This is a genomic window from Streptomyces sp. NBC_00510 (genome assembly GCA_036013505.1).
Lineage (GTDB): Bacteria > Actinomycetota > Actinomycetes > Streptomycetales > Streptomycetaceae > Actinacidiphila.
The window spans coordinates 2,992,167-3,006,955 of the sequence record CP107851.1 but is presented as its reverse complement, the minus strand read 5'-3'; the positions used below and the strand labels follow the sequence as shown (position 1 = coordinate 3,006,955).

12 protein-coding genes are annotated in these 14,789 nt (G+C 75.7%); 7 read left to right on the top strand and 5 right to left on the bottom strand.

Annotated elements, in window-relative coordinates; all coding sequences use genetic code 11:
- Position 1: 1 nt before the first annotated feature.
- The 3 genes from OG937_13265 to OG937_13255 all read left to right on the top strand — a co-directional run bounded on the left by OG937_13265 (position 2) and on the right by OG937_13255 (position 3,604).
- Positions 2-1,294 carry a copper amine oxidase gene (locus tag OG937_13265; GenBank protein ID WUD72587.1) on the top strand — a complete coding sequence of 431 codons (1,293 nt, stop codon included), beginning with the start codon at positions 2-4 and terminating at the stop codon, positions 1,292-1,294.
- A 126-nt stretch (positions 1,295-1,420) separates the two neighbouring features.
- Positions 1,421-2,668 (top strand): SAV2148 family HEPN domain-containing protein, encoded by a 1,248-nt coding sequence (locus OG937_13260; protein ID WUD72586.1) that lies wholly within the window; start codon positions 1,421-1,423, stop codon positions 2,666-2,668.
- 222 nt (positions 2,669-2,890) lie between these two features.
- Positions 2,891-3,604: a 3'-5' exonuclease gene (locus OG937_13255; GenBank protein ID WUD72585.1), complete on the top strand. Its 714-nt coding sequence runs from the start codon at positions 2,891-2,893 to the stop codon at positions 3,602-3,604.
- Here OG937_13255 and OG937_13250 read toward each other — a convergent pair.
- Positions 3,585-5,228: a hypothetical protein gene (locus tag OG937_13250; protein ID WUD72584.1), complete on the bottom strand. Its 1,644-nt coding sequence runs from the start codon at positions 5,226-5,228 to the stop codon at positions 3,585-3,587. The genes OG937_13255 and OG937_13250 overlap by 20 nt on opposite strands.
- Before the next feature lie 66 nt (positions 5,229-5,294).
- Positions 5,295-6,155 (bottom strand): aminoglycoside phosphotransferase family protein, encoded by an 861-nt coding sequence (locus OG937_13245; protein WUD72583.1) that lies wholly within the window; start codon positions 6,153-6,155, stop codon positions 5,295-5,297.
- 33 nt (positions 6,156-6,188) lie between these two features.
- On the opposite strand from OG937_13245, the gene OG937_13240 reads away from it, so the two are divergent.
- The 3 genes from OG937_13240 (at position 6,189) to OG937_13230 (ending at position 7,974) form a co-directional block, all read left to right on the top strand.
- Complete coding sequence (locus tag OG937_13240; protein WUD72582.1) at positions 6,189-6,545, top strand: hypothetical protein; 357 nt, start codon at positions 6,189-6,191, stop codon at positions 6,543-6,545.
- A 165-nt stretch (positions 6,546-6,710) separates the two neighbouring features.
- On the top strand, positions 6,711-7,610 hold the full coding sequence (locus OG937_13235) for a hypothetical protein (protein WUD72581.1): 900 nt from the start codon (positions 6,711-6,713) through the stop codon (positions 7,608-7,610).
- Between the two features lie 64 nt (positions 7,611-7,674).
- Positions 7,675-7,974 (top strand): YciI family protein, encoded by a 300-nt coding sequence (locus tag OG937_13230; GenBank protein ID WUD72580.1) that lies wholly within the window; start codon positions 7,675-7,677, stop codon positions 7,972-7,974.
- A gap of 17 nt (positions 7,975-7,991) precedes the next feature.
- Here OG937_13230 and OG937_13225 read toward each other — a convergent pair whose 3' ends face one another.
- Positions 7,992-11,690: a CHAT domain-containing protein gene (locus OG937_13225; GenBank protein ID WUD72579.1), complete on the bottom strand. Its 3,699-nt coding sequence runs from the start codon at positions 11,688-11,690 to the stop codon at positions 7,992-7,994.
- 223 nt (positions 11,691-11,913) lie between these two features.
- Here OG937_13225 and OG937_13220 point away from each other — a divergent pair, with 223 nt between their 5' ends.
- Positions 11,914-12,153: a hypothetical protein gene (locus OG937_13220; GenBank protein ID WUD72578.1), complete on the top strand. Its 240-nt coding sequence runs from the start codon at positions 11,914-11,916 to the stop codon at positions 12,151-12,153.
- A 189-nt stretch (positions 12,154-12,342) separates the two neighbouring features.
- On the opposite strand, the gene OG937_13215 is transcribed toward OG937_13220, so the two are convergent.
- Both OG937_13215 and OG937_13210 read right to left on the bottom strand, forming a co-directional pair.
- On the bottom strand, positions 12,343-13,419 hold the full coding sequence (locus tag OG937_13215) for a glutamate--cysteine ligase (GenBank protein ID WUD72577.1): 1,077 nt from the start codon (positions 13,417-13,419) through the stop codon (positions 12,343-12,345).
- Positions 13,420-13,464: 45 nt separating this feature from the next.
- Positions 13,465-14,757 (bottom strand): condensation domain-containing protein, encoded by a 1,293-nt coding sequence (locus tag OG937_13210; protein ID WUD72576.1) that lies wholly within the window; start codon positions 14,755-14,757, stop codon positions 13,465-13,467.
- Positions 14,758-14,789 lie beyond the last annotated feature (32 nt).

The following is a 14,789-nucleotide window of genomic DNA, read 5'->3' as shown; positions in this document are numbered from 1 at the left end:
CATGCGCACCACCAACGTGCGCCGGGCCATCGGTACGGCCTCGGCGCTCCTGCTCCTGCCCGCGCTCTTCGCGGGCTCCACGGCCGGCGAGGCCGGCGCGGCCCCCCGGGCCGGCACCGCGGCCGCGGTGGACTGCGGCACCGCCACCGCCATCACCAAGACCCTGCCGAACGGCACCGGCTGGAGCATGTGCTGGCGCATCAGCGGAACCAAGGGCCTGGTCCTGGAGAAGATCGCGTACAAGCCGAAGAAGGAACCGCAACCGCTCAAGGTGCTGACCTCGGCCACGCTCGCACAGGTCAACGTCCCGTACGACTCGGGGCTGACCGAGTACAACGACCTGTCCGACATCGGCTTCGGCAACACCGCGGTCGACATCGGCCCCGAGGAGTGCCCCGGCGGGACGATCAGCTCCGCCTACGTCCCGCAGCAGCAGCGGAACGTCAAGGCGCTGTGCACCACCACCGCCCCGCACGGCTACGCCTACCGCAGCGACGTCCTCGACGACCAGGGCGACTCCAAGAAGTACACCAAGCAGGGCAGCGACCTGGTGGTCTTCTCCGTCTCCCAGCTCGGCTGGTACGAGTACGTCACCCAGTGGAACTTCTCCGACGACGGCACCATCACCGCCAAGATGGGCGCCACCGGCGACCTGTCGCCCGGCGACTACAGCGGAGAGGGCACCGGCTGGCCCATCGGCCGGGGCGACCACGACCACTCCACCAGCCACTACCACTCGGTCTTCTGGCGGCTGAACTTCGGCCTGGACGGCTCCACGCAGGCCAAGGTCGAGCAGTTCGACACCAAGAAGGCCGGCCAGGGCTCCGGCTCCGCCGTCCTGAAGACCACCAGGACCCCGGTCACCAAGGAGCTGGCCGCCTCCTCCGCGCTGCGCCGCTGGTGGCGGGTGGTCTCCACGGCCGGCAAGAACGCCGACCAGCACCCGCGTTCCTGGGAGCTGGTCCAGCAGCACTCCGACCACTACGACGCCCACGCCTACACCTCGAAGGACGTGTACTTCACCCAGTACCGCGCCTGCGAGCAGCTGGCCAGCGGGAACAGCGACCCGGCCTGCAACGGGCGGGGGACCTCGGTGGACAAGTGGGCGGACGGGGAGGCACTCAAGCACCCGGTCGTGTGGGTCAACGTCGGGTTCCACCACATCCCGCGCGACGAGGACCAGAGCCCCATGCCGATCCACTGGCAGGGGTTCCAGCTCGCGCCGCGCGACGTGACGGCCATGAGCCCGCTCACACCGGACGAGCTCTCGGGCAACAACGGGCAGGGACACTGAGCGTCCCGCCGCGCGCCGGACCCGGTAAGCATGTGGTGAAGTAGCGTCGTTACGGCTGCACCGCCTCCCGCCCCGCAGTACCCTTCCTTGATCGTGGACGGGGGCGGGAAGGCGGGTGCAGTCGTGATGTCGGGAGGTCTGGTGCTCCCCGGTGGTGGTGATCAGGGGGACCCGGGCGGCGGCATCGGCGAGGGAACCACCGGCACCGCCTCCCTCGCACTGCCGTTGGAGATCGGAGCGGAACTGGACTGGGGCGCCGACGAGTGGTCCGAGGTGCGTACCCGCGCCCGGCGCGCCGGACGGGCGTACGTGTGGCTCAACCTCGTCGAACAGCGCCTGCGCGCCGTCGTCAACGCCGTGCTGCGCCCGATCTACGAACCCGTGCACGGCGACGAGTGGGTGGTCGCGGCCGCCGGCCCGGCCGGCCACGAGTGGGTGCAGCGGGCCGCCGCGGTACGCGAGGTCAGCCGCCGCAAGGGGTTCCTGCTCGACCCGGCCGACGACAACATCCTCAGCTTCCTGACGCTGCCGCAGCTGCGCGAACTCGTCGTCCAGCACTGGCCGTGCTTCGAGCCGTACCTGGACGACCGCCGGGAGCTCGAACTCGCCCTGGACGAACTGGAGGTGGCCCGGCACGTCGTCTCCCGCAACCGTGCCCTGTCCCGCACCGTGCTGGACCAGGCCGAGCGGGCCGCCGCCCGGCTGCTGGACATGCTCGGCTCCGGACCCGGCTACCCCTCCGCCGAGCGGCTGCCCGTGGACGCCGTCGAAGAGCTCGTCGCCGACCGCTACGCCGACGTCGTCGGCGTCTACCCCGACCGGGTGCGGCTGCAGCGGCAGCTGCCCGCCGAGGACCTGTTCGGGGGCGCGCGACGCCTCGACGCCGTGGGCATCGGCCTCAACCTGCTCGTGCAGAACTACTCGGGCAAGCGGCTGGTGCGGCTGGCGGAGTCCGGCTGCCGGGTGCGGCTGCTGTTCCTCAACCCGGCGAGCAGCGCCGTCCGCCGCCGTGAGCGTGAACTCGGCCTCGGCCGCGGCGAGCTCAGCCGCTCCGTGGAGATGAACATCATGCACATGCGGCGGGTGCGGGCCCGGCTGCGGGACACCGCCGCGTTCGAGATCCGGGTCTTCGACGAGACCCCGCGCTTCACCGCCTACCTCGTGGACGGCGACACCTCGGACGGCATCGCGGTCGTCCAGCCCTACCTGCGCAAGGCCCGCGGCATGGAGGCGCCGGTCCTCATCCTGCGCGGCGGGCCGCGGGAACTCGTGCAGATCAGGGCCGGCGAGGCCCCCGAGGCCGAGCACGGGCTGTTCGAGATCTACCGCGAGGAGTTCGAGGGCGTCTGGGCCGACTCCCGTCCGGTCTCCTGAGGGCCCGGCGGACCGCTGCGGCCGGACCTCCCCCGCAGCCCGGCCGCAGGAGTGTCAGTGGCGCGCGGGATGATGGAGCGGCACACGGGGGAACTGCGGGAAGGACGTACGCCACATGGGCATGGGACGACGCCGGGCATGGCGGGCCGGCTCCGGACGGGGGAGGACCGCGGGCGACCGCCCGCGCGGCGCGGTGAGCGCCGTGGTCACGGGGGGCGCGCGATGAGCTGGATCAGCGACGCGCTGGTCGCGTTCGACCTGGAGACCACCGGCACCGACGTCGAGACCGACCACATCGTCACCGCCGCCGTCGTACGGCTGGAGGCCGACGGGGCCGTCTCGCGGGAGTGGAGCTGGCTGCTCGACCCGGGCGTGGCCATACCCGAGCAGGCCTCCGCGATCCACGGCATCTCGACCGCCCACGCCCGCGCGCACGGCGCCCCGGCCGGTGCGGCGGTGGAGGAGATCGCCCGCACCGTGGCCGAGGTGCTGCGCTCGGGCACACCTCTGGTGGTGATGAACGCGCGCTACGACCTGTCCTTGCTGGACCGCGAGTGCCGGCGGCACGGCGTCGCGTCGGTGAGCGAACGGCTGGGCAGCGTGCCCTCGCCGGTCATCGACCCGCTGGTCATCGACAAGCACGTCGACAAGTACCGCAAGGGCAGACGGGCGCTGCAGGCGCTGTGCGCCCACTACGGCGTGCAACTGGAGGGCGCCCACGACGCGCGGGCCGACGCGGTGGCCGCGGCCCGCGTGGTGCGCCGCATGGGGGAGCGGCACGAGCCCGTCGGCCTGATGCCGCTGGCGGACCTGCACGCCCTTCAGGTCCGGGCGGCGGCCGAGCAGTCGGCCTCCCTCCAGGCGTACCTGCGGCGCACCGCCGACCCGGCGGCCGTCGTCGAGCAGGCCTGGCCGGTCATCCCCCGGCCGAGGTGACCTCGGGGCCCGGCGCGACCGGGGCGCAGTCGAGGATCCGCCCGTCCACGGTGCCGACCAGGAACCTGCCGGCACCGGCCGCCACGAGGGACAGGGGCACGACCGCCTGACCGTCGACGCGCAGCCGGTGCCGCCGGCGCGGACTGCCGGTGCGCGCGTCGAGCGCCACGACCTCCCCGGACCGGTGCGCGGCGTAGACGGTGTCCTCGTCGGCGTCCAGGGCCGTGACCGGCTCGTCGGCGGCGAACACCCACTCCGGGGCGCCGTCCGGGAGCCGACGCCGCACCACGAAGGCGTTCCGTGCCGGCGCCGCCCCTGCGTCCCGGACCACGGCGGTCTGGACCACGGCGGCCTGGACCAGCGCGTCGCCGTCCAGCCGTACGGCCGGTCCGGGGAAGAGATGGGAGCCGCGCCCGGGTTCCCAGTCGAGGGGGAAGAGCCTGCGCAGCTCCGGCTCGCCGTCCGCTGCGCCGCCGTCGAGCGCGCCGACCCACGCCCGGCCCCGCGGCACACCGTGGAGGTCCCGCACGAAGAGCAGTTCGGCGCCGCGCCGCAGACGGAAGTCGCTCGCCGTCAGCGTGAAGCGCGCCGCCTCGGTGCCGTCGGGGGCCAGCAGCCGGGTCTCGCCGCCCCCCTGATCCGGCCCTCCCTGCCGGACGGCGAGCCGGCCGTCACGGCTGCCGGTGAACGTCACGGCGTGACCGGGCTCGAAGGCCTCCAGCAACCGCCCGTCCGCCAGGGACACCCGCTGCACCAGCGTGCCGGACCGCTGCCACCCCTGCCCCGACGGGCGCAGGGTGTGCCGGACGTTGACCCAGGCCGAGCGCTGGTCGGCGGCCACGTGGATCTGCTGCCCGCCGTCCGGGTCGGGCACCGACCACTGGAGCTCCCCCGACGGCAGCCGGCACTCCAGCAGCGCGCCCTCGGCCGTCGCCAGCACCCGGCCGTCGGCGAGCACCTCGACGGCCCGCACCTGACGGCGCGGCTCCCACGCCGTCCCCAGGGCGGTGCCGCGCTCCGTCAGCAGGTCGCGGGCGTCGCCGCCCGCGGGGTACGCGTACGGCACCCGAGGGCCCATCACCTCGCGGTACCCGACGGAGCGGGCGGGCACCGCCCGCCAGTCCTCGCGTTCCAGGACGGACTCGAAGCCGTGGCTGAAGGCGTACTCGTGGTCCTTGTCCTCGGGGGTGACGACCAGCCGCAGCCGCCGCCCGTCCAGCCACCGGACGGAGGTCACCTCGCGGCCGCCGTCCAGGACCGGCCGCACGTCGCCCGACTCCAGGTCCATCAGCAGCAACTGGCCCTCGAAGTCCCAGCTGCCGTCGTAGCGGCCCACGCCCACGGCCACCAGCGGGAGGGTCGGATGGAAGGCGACGGAGTTCACCGGCCACGGGCAGTCGTACACGTGCCGGCAGCGCAGGTCCTGCGCGTCGTAGACGCCGACGCGGTACCGGGGCCAGCGGTCGATCCCCGCCCGCCCCGACTGCGGCCAGGAGATCCACCCCATGTCGCCGCCCACGACCAGGCGCCCCAGCCGCTCGTCCGCGACGGCGACGCGCGGTTCACCGACCTCCGCGAAGGCACGGTCGGCGAGGACACGACGGACGATCGAGGAATCTGACATGGACACCGCCCAGGCCGGAGGGGTGCCCATCCTCGCAGCCCGAGCCGGACGGCGAGGCGGGAAGGGTCAGAAGGCGTACCAGCGCACGGCCGGATCGCCGCCCCGCAACGAGGCCACCCGCCGGCGGAACTCCGTGAGCGCCGCCGGGTTGCCCGGCGCGTGCTGCGCCACCCAGGCACAGCTCGCCGTCTCCCGCGCCCCGCGCAGCACCGCGCAGCCGTCCCACTCGCGCACGTCCCAGCCGTAGGCGGCCGTGAAGGCGTCGTAGGCGTCCGTACCGAGGCCGTAGCGGTCCCGGCTGAGCGCCATGACGACCAGGTCGTGCTCGCGCAGATCGGCGGAGAAGGTCTCCAGGTCCACCAGGACCGGACCGTCCGGGCCGACGTGCACGTTGCGCGGCAGCGCGTCGCCGTGGATCGGCCCCGCGGGCAGGTGCGGGGTCAGCGCGGCCGCCGCGGCGGCGAAACCGTCCCGGCGCTCGCGCAGGTACGCCGCGTCCGCGGGGTCGACCGCCGGCCCGGCCAGCCGCAGCCACCGCTCCACCCCGTCCAGCAGGTCACGGCGCGGCAGGGCGAAGTCCGGCTCGGGCAGGGCGTGCACGAGCCGCAGCAGCGCGGCGAGGTCGGCGGGTTCCGCGGGCCGTACAACGTCCGGCAGCCGCTCCCAGTACGTGACCGGGTGCCCCTCGACCAGCCGGGCCTCCGGCGCCGCCGCCCGTACCGCGGGAACGCCGTGCGCGGCCAGCCAGGACGCCGTGCGCACCTCGCGGGCGGCCCGGTCCAGCAGTTCGGGACCGCGGCCGACCTTCGCGACGGTCACGCCGTCCGCGAGTTCGAACACCGCGTTCTCGCCGAGCGCGATCAGCTTCGCGCCGTGCTGCCCGTCCGCCGCGAGCACGGCCCGGGCGAGCTCTTCGGTGAACGCCATACGGCAATGATCGCAGATCAGTAGGCTGGGCCGGTGACCGAGGACGACGTCATGGCCTTCTGCGAGATGCTGCCGCGGCTGCGGCGCGCCGCGAGTGGCGACCCGGCCGACGCGGCCGAGCTCGAGGCCGTCGCCGAGACCGTACGGCAGGGCGCCGGCGACATGGAGGTGGTCACCGACCTCGGGCACCGGCTCGGCGTACGGGTCTTCGACTCCCGCAAAGTCGCGGGTGGTTACGCCCAGGTGCCCGGCATGACCGGCGGGGGCGGCGGCCTCCTGCGCCACCGCTGCCCGCGCGGCGTCTGCGCCCGAAGCGAGGACCCGACGGCATCCGTCACCGCCCCGCGCTGCGCGATGTTCGACGCCGAACTGCGGCCCGTCTGGTACTAGCCCTGTCGTCCCGGTTCCTGCGGGTGAAGGAGGAGCGTCCGGTGCGCGCAGCCCCACGGTGGAGGAAGCAGCCGGCACGGGTGGCCGGTCCTTACGGGCGACGCGGCGGATGCGCCCACCGGACGGCGCGGGGCCGCAGCGGCCCGGAAGGCGGGTACTAGCGCGGTGGCGGGTCTGCTGGACGAGATCGGCGGGAAGCTCGCCGAGCGCTGGGTGTCCCTGCTCGCGCTGCCCGGATCGCTCTTCCTGGGCACCGCCTGGGCCGCCCATGTGCTCGGCGGACGAGGGCCGTTCGACGCGGGCCGCCTGCTGCGCGAGGTCGAGCGCTACGCGGACTGGACCGACGCCCACGGCGGCGCCGCGCTCTTCCTGGCCCTGGTGGCCGTGCTGCTGCTCGCCGTCGTACCGGGCCTGGCGGTGCAACTCCTGGCCCGCGCCGTCCAGGTGCTCTGGCTCGGGCGCTGGCCGGGAGGATCGGGGGAATGGCTCGTGCGCCGGCGCCGCGCCCGCCGCGAACGCGCCGACGCGGACGTCGCGGCCCACCTGCGGAACCACGAACGCGACGGCGACGAGGCCGAACTGGCCGCCGCCCGCGCGGCCGAGGCACGCCGCGACCGGATCGCGCCCCTGCCCCCGGCCCGGCCCACCCGCATGGGCGACCGGATGCACGCCCTGGAGCACCGCGTCGGCGCGTACTACGCGGTGCCCTTCACGGCGGTCTGGCCGCGCCTGTGGCTGGCGGCCACGGAGGCCGACCGCGGGGAGATCCGCACGGCGGCCGGTGCCTTCGAGGCGTCCACCCGGCTGTGCGGGTGGGGCCTGCTGTACGCGGCGCTGGCCTGCGTCACCGCGTGGTGGCCCGCGCTCGTCGTCGGCGCCGTGCTCGTGTCCGCCGCCTGGTGGCTCGGCCGCGAACGGCTCTTCGCCCTGGCGGACCTCGCCGACGCCGTCGTGGACCTGCGCCTGCGCTCCGTCGCCCGCGCGGTGGGGATCCCCGTCCCGCCGGGGCCCGTCGCCCCGGCGACCTGGCGGGAGCTCGACCTGGTGCTGCGCCGCCGAAGGTGACCCCGCGGGAGCGGGCGCTGCCATGATGTGCGGGCCGCCCGGCCCGCCACGAGATCGGACGAGCATGCTGCACCTGCTGTTCCTGACGTACACCGGATCGGAAGCAGACGCCGCGCCTTTCGTCACCGCCCACGTCGCGTTCCTGGAACACCACCATCGCGCCGGCACGTTCCTGCTCTCCGGGCAGACGGTGCCCTCGTCCGAGGGCGGCGTGATCGTCGCCCGGGGGACGGACCGCCGGAGGATCGAGCGGATCGCGGCGGAGGACCCCCTGGTGACCTCGGGGGTCGCCGCGTACACCGTCACCACCGTCGACCCGGACCGCGCGCACCCGGACCTGGCCGGACTGCTGGGCGGCGCCTGACGTCCCGTCGCGGGGGCTCAGCGGCCGATGTGGACGAAGGGCGCCCAGGCCGCCGGGGAGCGGGCGTAACGGGTGCGCAGGGCGCGGATGACGTGGTTGAGGGCGCGGCCCGCGTCCGCGGGGGCGACGGCGCCGGGCGCCGGACCGCGGAGGGCGGCGTACAGGCGGGCGGCCAGGAGCGCGCAGACCGCGTCGTCGGCCTCCCAGAGGGCGCCGACGACCTGGGGGTAGCCGGCGGTCTGGAAGGCGGAGGCGAGGTGGACGGCCTCGTCCGGCAGCTGCCCGGTGTGCGCGGTGTGGCAGGCGAGCAGCACCGCCAGTTCGGCGTAGAGCAGTTCCTGCCGGGAGACGTCCGCGGCGCTGAGCGGCCCGCCGTGCAGGAGCAGGTGGCTGGCGGACGGGTCCTGCGGGTCGCTGACGCCGTGGCAGGCGAAGTGCACCCAGCGGGCCGTGCGCAGGGCCGACAGGACCCGTTCCGGCGTGGCCGCCTCGCCCTCGACGGCGCGTACGCCGCCGAGCGCGTCCGCGATCGCGGCGACCTCACGGGCCGAGGCGCCCGCCGAGCCCGCCGTGCCGGTGGGCCGGCCGACGGCGAGCAGCCGTCCGCCGGTGCGGCCGGAGGAGACCTGCCGGGCGTGCCGCAGGGCGCGCAGGGTGGGGGTGTAGGAGGAGGCCACCCGGTCCAGGACGGTGCGTCCGTCACGCAGTTGGTGCGCCCGTTGCAGTCCGGCTGCGTGCAGCGGCAGGTACGCCAGCGGTCCCGAGGCCGACCACCACAGCCGCGGCGCGGCCGACGCGGGGGCGTCCGCGGGGAGCGGCCGGGTGAGGCCGAGGGCGGTGAGCACCGGCTCGGCCACCGTGCGCCAGAGCCAGGCGAGGGTGTCCAGCACGAGTTCGCGGGCGCGGTCGTGCTCCTCGTCGGGCGCGGTCCGCGGCAGGCTCACCGCGCCGAGGAACTCCTGCGTCCGCAGGGCCAGCTGCCCCTCCGTCAGCTCACGCAGCGGAACGGAGAAGATGCGCTCCTGCGTGACGACGAGCGCGTCGCACCGGAGCCGGTCCACGTTGACCGCGACGACCGGTCCCTGCGCCGCCACGGCGCGCATCTCCCGTTCCGTGGGCGGCATCAGGAACCGCTCGAAGCCCGGCTTGCCGCGGACGCGCATCAGCAGCGCCTCCCACTCGGCGGCCGGCACGTGCCGTTCCATGAAGTCCTCGCCCGCCTCGGCCCGCCGCAGGCGTCCCCCGAGCCCGGCGAACTCCCGGGCCAGCAAGGGGTGCGCCGCGGACAGGGCGGTCAGATCGGCGCGGGCTTCCAGGTCCTGGCCCATCAGGACGGCCCGGCCCCGCTCCAGCAGCGCCAGCGCCTGCGCGGGGCGCCCGGCGGCGAGCGCCGCGGCGCAGCCGGTGCGGCCGAGGCTCGTACCGGTCAGGGGATCGGGCCGGCCCGCCCCCGACGGGTCGGCGCCGTCCACCCCCAGGTGCGCCATGGGGTAGCGGCGGCCGAGCAGCGCCCCGCCGACGGAGGCCCGGCGGTCCTCCCGCGCCAGGGCCCGCGAGGCCAGCGACGGCAGGGTCTCCAGGGCCCGTGCCGCCGCGTCGGCCGCGGCCGCCCAGTCGTGGTGCTCCAGGGCGTCGGCCATCGCGATGCGCGCCACTTCGAACCGCAGCGCCGGCATCTCGCCCGCGGGCGACGCCACGAACGCGACCTCGGCCGCCCGCGCCGCCCGCTGGTCCCCGCGGACCGTGGCGTCGGTGTAGTCCGCCCAGTGGCCGTACGAGGTCACCATCCCGCCCAGCAGGTCCGTCAGGCCCGGGGTCCGTTCCACGCGCCGTGAGGCGTCGGCGATCCTGCGGCGCGCCTCGGCGGCCAGGACGGGGTCCTGGGTGAGCCCGGCGAGGTTGGTGAGCGCGTTGGCGTACTCGACCTCCCCGGCGGTGCGCTCGGGCGCGTCCCCGGGCAGAAGGTCGAGCGCCGCGCGCAGCTCCCGGCAGCAGGCGCGCAGGGCGCCGGTGTCCATGGCGAGCACCGCCCGCATGTGCTGCCACGGCGCCGAGGCGAGGACCAGGCGGACGTGCTCCCCGGAGCCGTGGGGGAGTTCGGCCAGGACGCGGTCGCCGAGCGCGGCCGCCTCCTCGATCACGGCGGCGTCCTGGTCGGCCATGTAGCGCATCCCGATGACCGCCATCAACAGGCCTGCCGTCCACGCGCGTTCGGTGCTGCCGGCCTCCGTCCGCTCCAGCGCCTCGCGCAACCTCCGCTCGGCGTCGGCGACGAAGGCGGGATCCATGCCCTGGGGCGTGCCGGGGCCCTTGGCCAGGGCGTCCAGCAGGGGCCGCATGTCGGGCGGGACGGGGAAGGCGGAGGTGAAGCGCGCGTACAGGTCGTCGGCTGCGCCATCGCCATCGCCATCGCCGTTGCCGTTGCCCGTGCCCCCACTCACGCCCGGTTCCGGTCCGGGCTCCGGGGCGGGGGCGGGGGCAGGGGCGGGGGTGACGGGGTCGGTGCGGAAGCCGTCCGGCGGCAGGGCCGACCGCAGCTGCACCGGCGGCAGCGCGGGCGCGAACCGCACCATCATCGGCAGGAACCGGGTCGCCACCGCGCCGAGGGCCCGCGGTACGAGCCGCATCCTGCCGCGGAGTTCGCCCACCGCGGCGGCCTTCTCGGCGACGTGCGGCAGCAGCGGATGGCCCGGTGGCAGCCGCTCCACGAGCGCGCGCAGCATCCGCTCGGCCTCGGCGGCGTCCGCGGCCTCCCAGTCGACGACCGCGCGGGCGGCCAGCAGCGAGGCCAGGTTCACCTCGTAGGTCCCGTTGTCGTCCGGCAGGCCCTCGGCCCGGTACGCCTCCAGGTGGCCCATCGCCTCGTCGATCGTCGCGCGGGCCGGCGCCCAGGGCAGCGTGCACATCAGCGCCGCCGCCAGCGCGAAGTGGACGCTGCGCATCTCGTGCCGGTCCCGGAGCCCGCCCATGGTGCGCCCGCTCGCCGCGGCCAGCGCCAGCCGCCCGCCCCGCACGGCGACGTCCACCGCCTCCCGGTCCCGCGGGTGGGCCCGGACCCAGGCGATCCCGGCGAGCACCGCCACCCGGCCCGCGTCCGGGGCGTCGACGTGCCCGGTGGTGACCGCGGCGAAGGCCTCCCGGGCACGCGCCCACAGCGCCGGCAACTCGTCCGTGGCCCCGCACTCGTAGCGGATCAGCGCGGAGTGCGCGAGCCGGGCGAGCAGCCCGGGGCGGCACAGGTCGTCCGGAGGCAGCGTGGCCAGCAGCGCGGCCGCCCCGCCCTCCACGGGGTCCGCGGGCCGGAACGGTTGCTGGGCGGGGCCGGACGGGTAGCGGGCGGCGACGGCCACGAGGTCGTCGGGCGAGCGGTGCTGGGTCTGCGCCCCCAGGTGGTGGCGGACCTCGGGCGCGGTGCGGAAGTCGCCGTGCAGGTGCGCCAGGGTGCGGTCGGCCAGTTGCAGGTGCAGGACGAGCCGGGCGCGCAGCGGATCGTCGCGGGGCGCCGTGTCCAGGCCCAGCACGATCAGCGCGAGGGCGGCGGCGGCCGGGGCCCGGCCGTCCTCGCCCCGCCATGACTCCCGCAACAGGTCCTCCGCCGCCCGCAGCAGGCTCCCGGGCGCCGGTCCGGCGCCGTCGACGAGGCGGCCGGTGCCCGGCGGCTCCGCCAGCGCGAAGCGCCTCAGCATGCGGTCCACGGCCGCGCGCGCGTCCGTCATCAGCCGCCCCCGATCCCCGTTGCCGGCGTCGCGGCAGGATAGCGCGCCACCCGTGACCGACCGCTCACTCCGCGGTACGGAGGAGCAGGACTTCCGGGCTGATGAGAACCCGCGCCGTTGGCCGCTTACGATCGGTGCAGAGCCCGCAACCTTGTGGCGGCCCTCGGGGCCTCGTCGAGGCCGTCCACGGATCATCCGACGATTCCGCAACCGGAGGGGCGCGATGGAAGACCGCGGTATCCGAGAGGCGCTGGACCGGCACTGGGCAGCCTCTGCCGCCGGGGACCAGGACATCGAGCACGAGATCTATCACGACGACGTGATCACGGACTATCCCCAGTCCGGTGAGCGCATCCACGGCCGCCGCAATCTCCAGGCGCTGCGCTCGGGCCACCCGCCAAGCTCGACTTCACCGTCCGCCGGATTCTCGGCAGTGGGGATCTTTGGATCACCGAGTACGTGATCGCCTACGACGGGAAACCGACACCGACCATCAGCATCATGGAATTCCGCGACGGCAAGGTCGCGCACGAGACCCAGTACTTCGCGGACACCTTCGCCCCGCCCGCCTGGCGGGCCCAATGGGTGGAGTCGATGCCCCACTCCTGAGTCCGCGGCGATCCGCCCGCGTGGTGCGCTTGCCGGTGCGTGATCACGCCGCGGTGCGGAGCACCGCGTCCCGCAGGACCGCGGCGGGGCCGCCGCGCGCGTACACCTGGCGCTGCCGGCGGGCACCGGAGCCCTGGGAGGTCAGGCGGTCCACGCCGGCCCGGACGGTGTACAGGTCGCCCGCGTCCTTCAGCGCGCCCTCGACGTGGGCGACCAGGGACTCGACGACGTCGTGCGCGCTCGCCGGACGGAAGGTGCGCGGATCGAGCAGGGCGCCGTCCAGCCCGGAGCGGCTGGCCCGCCACGAGGCGAGCCGGAGCAGGGACACGTCGTCGCCGGGCGCGGGGCACCCGTCGGCCCACTCGCGGGCGGCGGTCTCGACCAGGCCGCGCACCAGCGCGGCCAGCACCACCGCGTCCTGGTACTCCGGGCACACGTCGCAGACGCGCACCTCCACCGTGGGGAACTTCGCCGACAGCCGGGCGTCGAAGTAGAGCATGCCCTGGTCGATCAGGATCCCCGAGGCCAGCAGGCGCGACACCGCGGCGCGGTACCCCTCGGCGGAGCCGAAGCCGCGGGTCGGCCCGGCGGTGGGCCAGCGGCCGAAGACCTGGTAGCGGTAGCTCGCGTACCCCGTGTCGGCGCCCTGCCAGAGCGGCGAATTGGAGCTGAGCGCGAGCAAAGGCGGCAGCCAGGGGCGGATGCGGTCGACGACGGCCACGCCCTCCTCGTCCGACTCCACCCCCACGTGGACGTGGCAGCCGCAGGTCAGGGTCTCCTGCGCGGTGAGGCCGAAGGACTGGGCCATCCTGCGGTAGCGGCCCCTGGGGGTGAGCCGGGGCGGCACCGCCATCGGGGAGGTCCCCAGCGCCGCCACCGCGACGCCCTCCGAGCGGGCGAGCCCGGCCGCCCGGCAGCGCCAGGCGCGCAGCTCCTCCCGCAGCTGGTCCAGGGTGACGCAGGGGGAGCTGTTCAGTTCGAGCTGCTGTTGCTGCAGCTCGGCCACCAGTTCCCGGGGCCAGGGGCCGCCGTCCAGCACCGCGTCGGCCACCGCGCGCGGTTCCCCGGACCGCGCGTCCACCAGGAGAAGCTCTTCTTCCACTCCCACGGTGCGTGCCACGTCCTTCCGATACCCGCTGAGCCCGCCGCTATCCGTCAGCGAACCTCACTCGGCGGACAGGAGGTGCTCCATGGCGCGCCGGCACAGGTCGGCGGCCTCCTCGCCCGCCGTGGACGTCACGCTGAGGAACAGCCGCCCGCCCAGCCCCACCACGATCACCAGCGGCGCCCCGGACAGGCTGGTGTGCGCGGCCCCGTGGACGGCGGCCAGCCGCAGCGGTCCGTACGTCCCGGGAAGGTCGAGGCGCGTGTTGCTCACCGACACGTCGAACCGGGGGCCGCGGGTCTCGCCGCGCCGCAGGAGGGCGCCGACGGCGCGGTGCGGCAGGAACGAGGTCAGCCGGAAGACGCGCACGAGCGGCCGCAGCTCCTCCGGGGTGAGCCGGGCGTGGATCCCGGCCCGCGCGTCGCGCGCGGCCGCCCACAGGTCGTCGGTGCCGCCGTCCACGGGGACGACGAAGCTCGCCGCGTACAGGCCCATGGCCTCACCGGGCGACGGTTCGAGCACCCGGCGCAGGTCCGCCGCCACCGCGATGCGCGCCGGGCGGCCGGGCGCGGCGGCCCGCGCGAAGGCCGCGCACAGGGCGGCCTGCAGCGTCGCGCCCTGCGCCCGGCACCGCTTGAGCAGCAGCTCCGTCTCCTCGCGCTCCAGTGACCACGCGCGGTAGGCGAGCCGCCCGTCCGGGGGGTACGGCGGCCGGACGGGCCCGCCCAGGGCGCGGGCGGTCTTCAGCAGGTCCCCGGGGTGGGCGCGGGGGCCGGGGATCAGCTCGTCCGCGGGTGCCGCCAGCACCGGCACCGGCACCGGCACCGGCATCGGGCCCGCGTCCGCCGCGGCCTCCCGGTGTGCGCCGGGCGGCTGCGCCGGGCCGGGCAGGGGCGTGCACGCCGGATCCGGCCCCCCGAGGTGGGTCAGCAGGTCGCGCATGACGACGCCCGCGGAGACGGCGTCGGCCACCAGGTGGTGGTAGACGGTGACGAGGTCGAAGCACTCGCCCGCGTCGACGAGCACGAAGCGGGCGAGGGGACCCGTACGGGTGTCGAAGGGCCGCTGGAGCTCCTCCTCCACCACGCGGGACCAGGCACCCGCACCGGCGTCCGGGACCACCCGCACCCCCGGGTCCGGTACCCCGGCCGTGGTGAGCCGCCCCTGCCACGGCCCCGGGTCGGCGATGCGGACGCCGAGCAGGGGGTGGCGGCGGCGCACGGACGCCACGGCCGCGCGCACGCGCCCGGGCGTGGTGCGGCCCTCGACCCGGGCCACGGCGGCGATGTTGACGGGGAGCCGCTCGCCCGCGGCCCAGATGACGCGTTCGTACGGGGACAGTCGGCGGCGCATGCGGGTGCTCCCCCTTCCTGGCGGGGTTCCTG

What these genes read in the sequence shown, in the direction of transcription:
- OG937_13225 (WUD72579.1), bottom strand. Translation starts at nt 11,690, where the DNA reads ATGACGGACGCGCGCGCGGCCGTGGACCGCATGCTGAGGCGCTTCGCG.
- OG937_13250 (WUD72584.1), bottom strand. Translation starts at nt 5,228, where the DNA reads ATGTCAGATTCCTCGATCGTCCGTCGTGTCCTCGCCGACCGTGCCTTC.
- OG937_13210 (WUD72576.1), bottom strand. Translation starts at nt 14,757, where the DNA reads ATGCGCCGCCGACTGTCCCCGTACGAACGCGTCATCTGGGCCGCGGGC.
- OG937_13265 (WUD72587.1), top strand. Translation starts at nt 2, where the DNA reads ATGCGCACCACCAACGTGCGCCGGGCCATCGGTACGGCCTCGGCGCTC.
- OG937_13260 (WUD72586.1), top strand. Translation starts at nt 1,421, where the DNA reads ATGTCGGGAGGTCTGGTGCTCCCCGGTGGTGGTGATCAGGGGGACCCG.
- OG937_13245 (WUD72583.1), bottom strand. Translation starts at nt 6,155, where the DNA reads ATGGCGTTCACCGAAGAGCTCGCCCGGGCCGTGCTCGCGGCGGACGGG.
- OG937_13220 (WUD72578.1), top strand. Translation starts at nt 11,914, where the DNA reads ATGGAAGACCGCGGTATCCGAGAGGCGCTGGACCGGCACTGGGCAGCC.
- OG937_13230 (WUD72580.1), top strand. Translation starts at nt 7,675, where the DNA reads ATGCTGCACCTGCTGTTCCTGACGTACACCGGATCGGAAGCAGACGCC.
- OG937_13255 (WUD72585.1), top strand. Translation starts at nt 2,891, where the DNA reads ATGAGCTGGATCAGCGACGCGCTGGTCGCGTTCGACCTGGAGACCACC.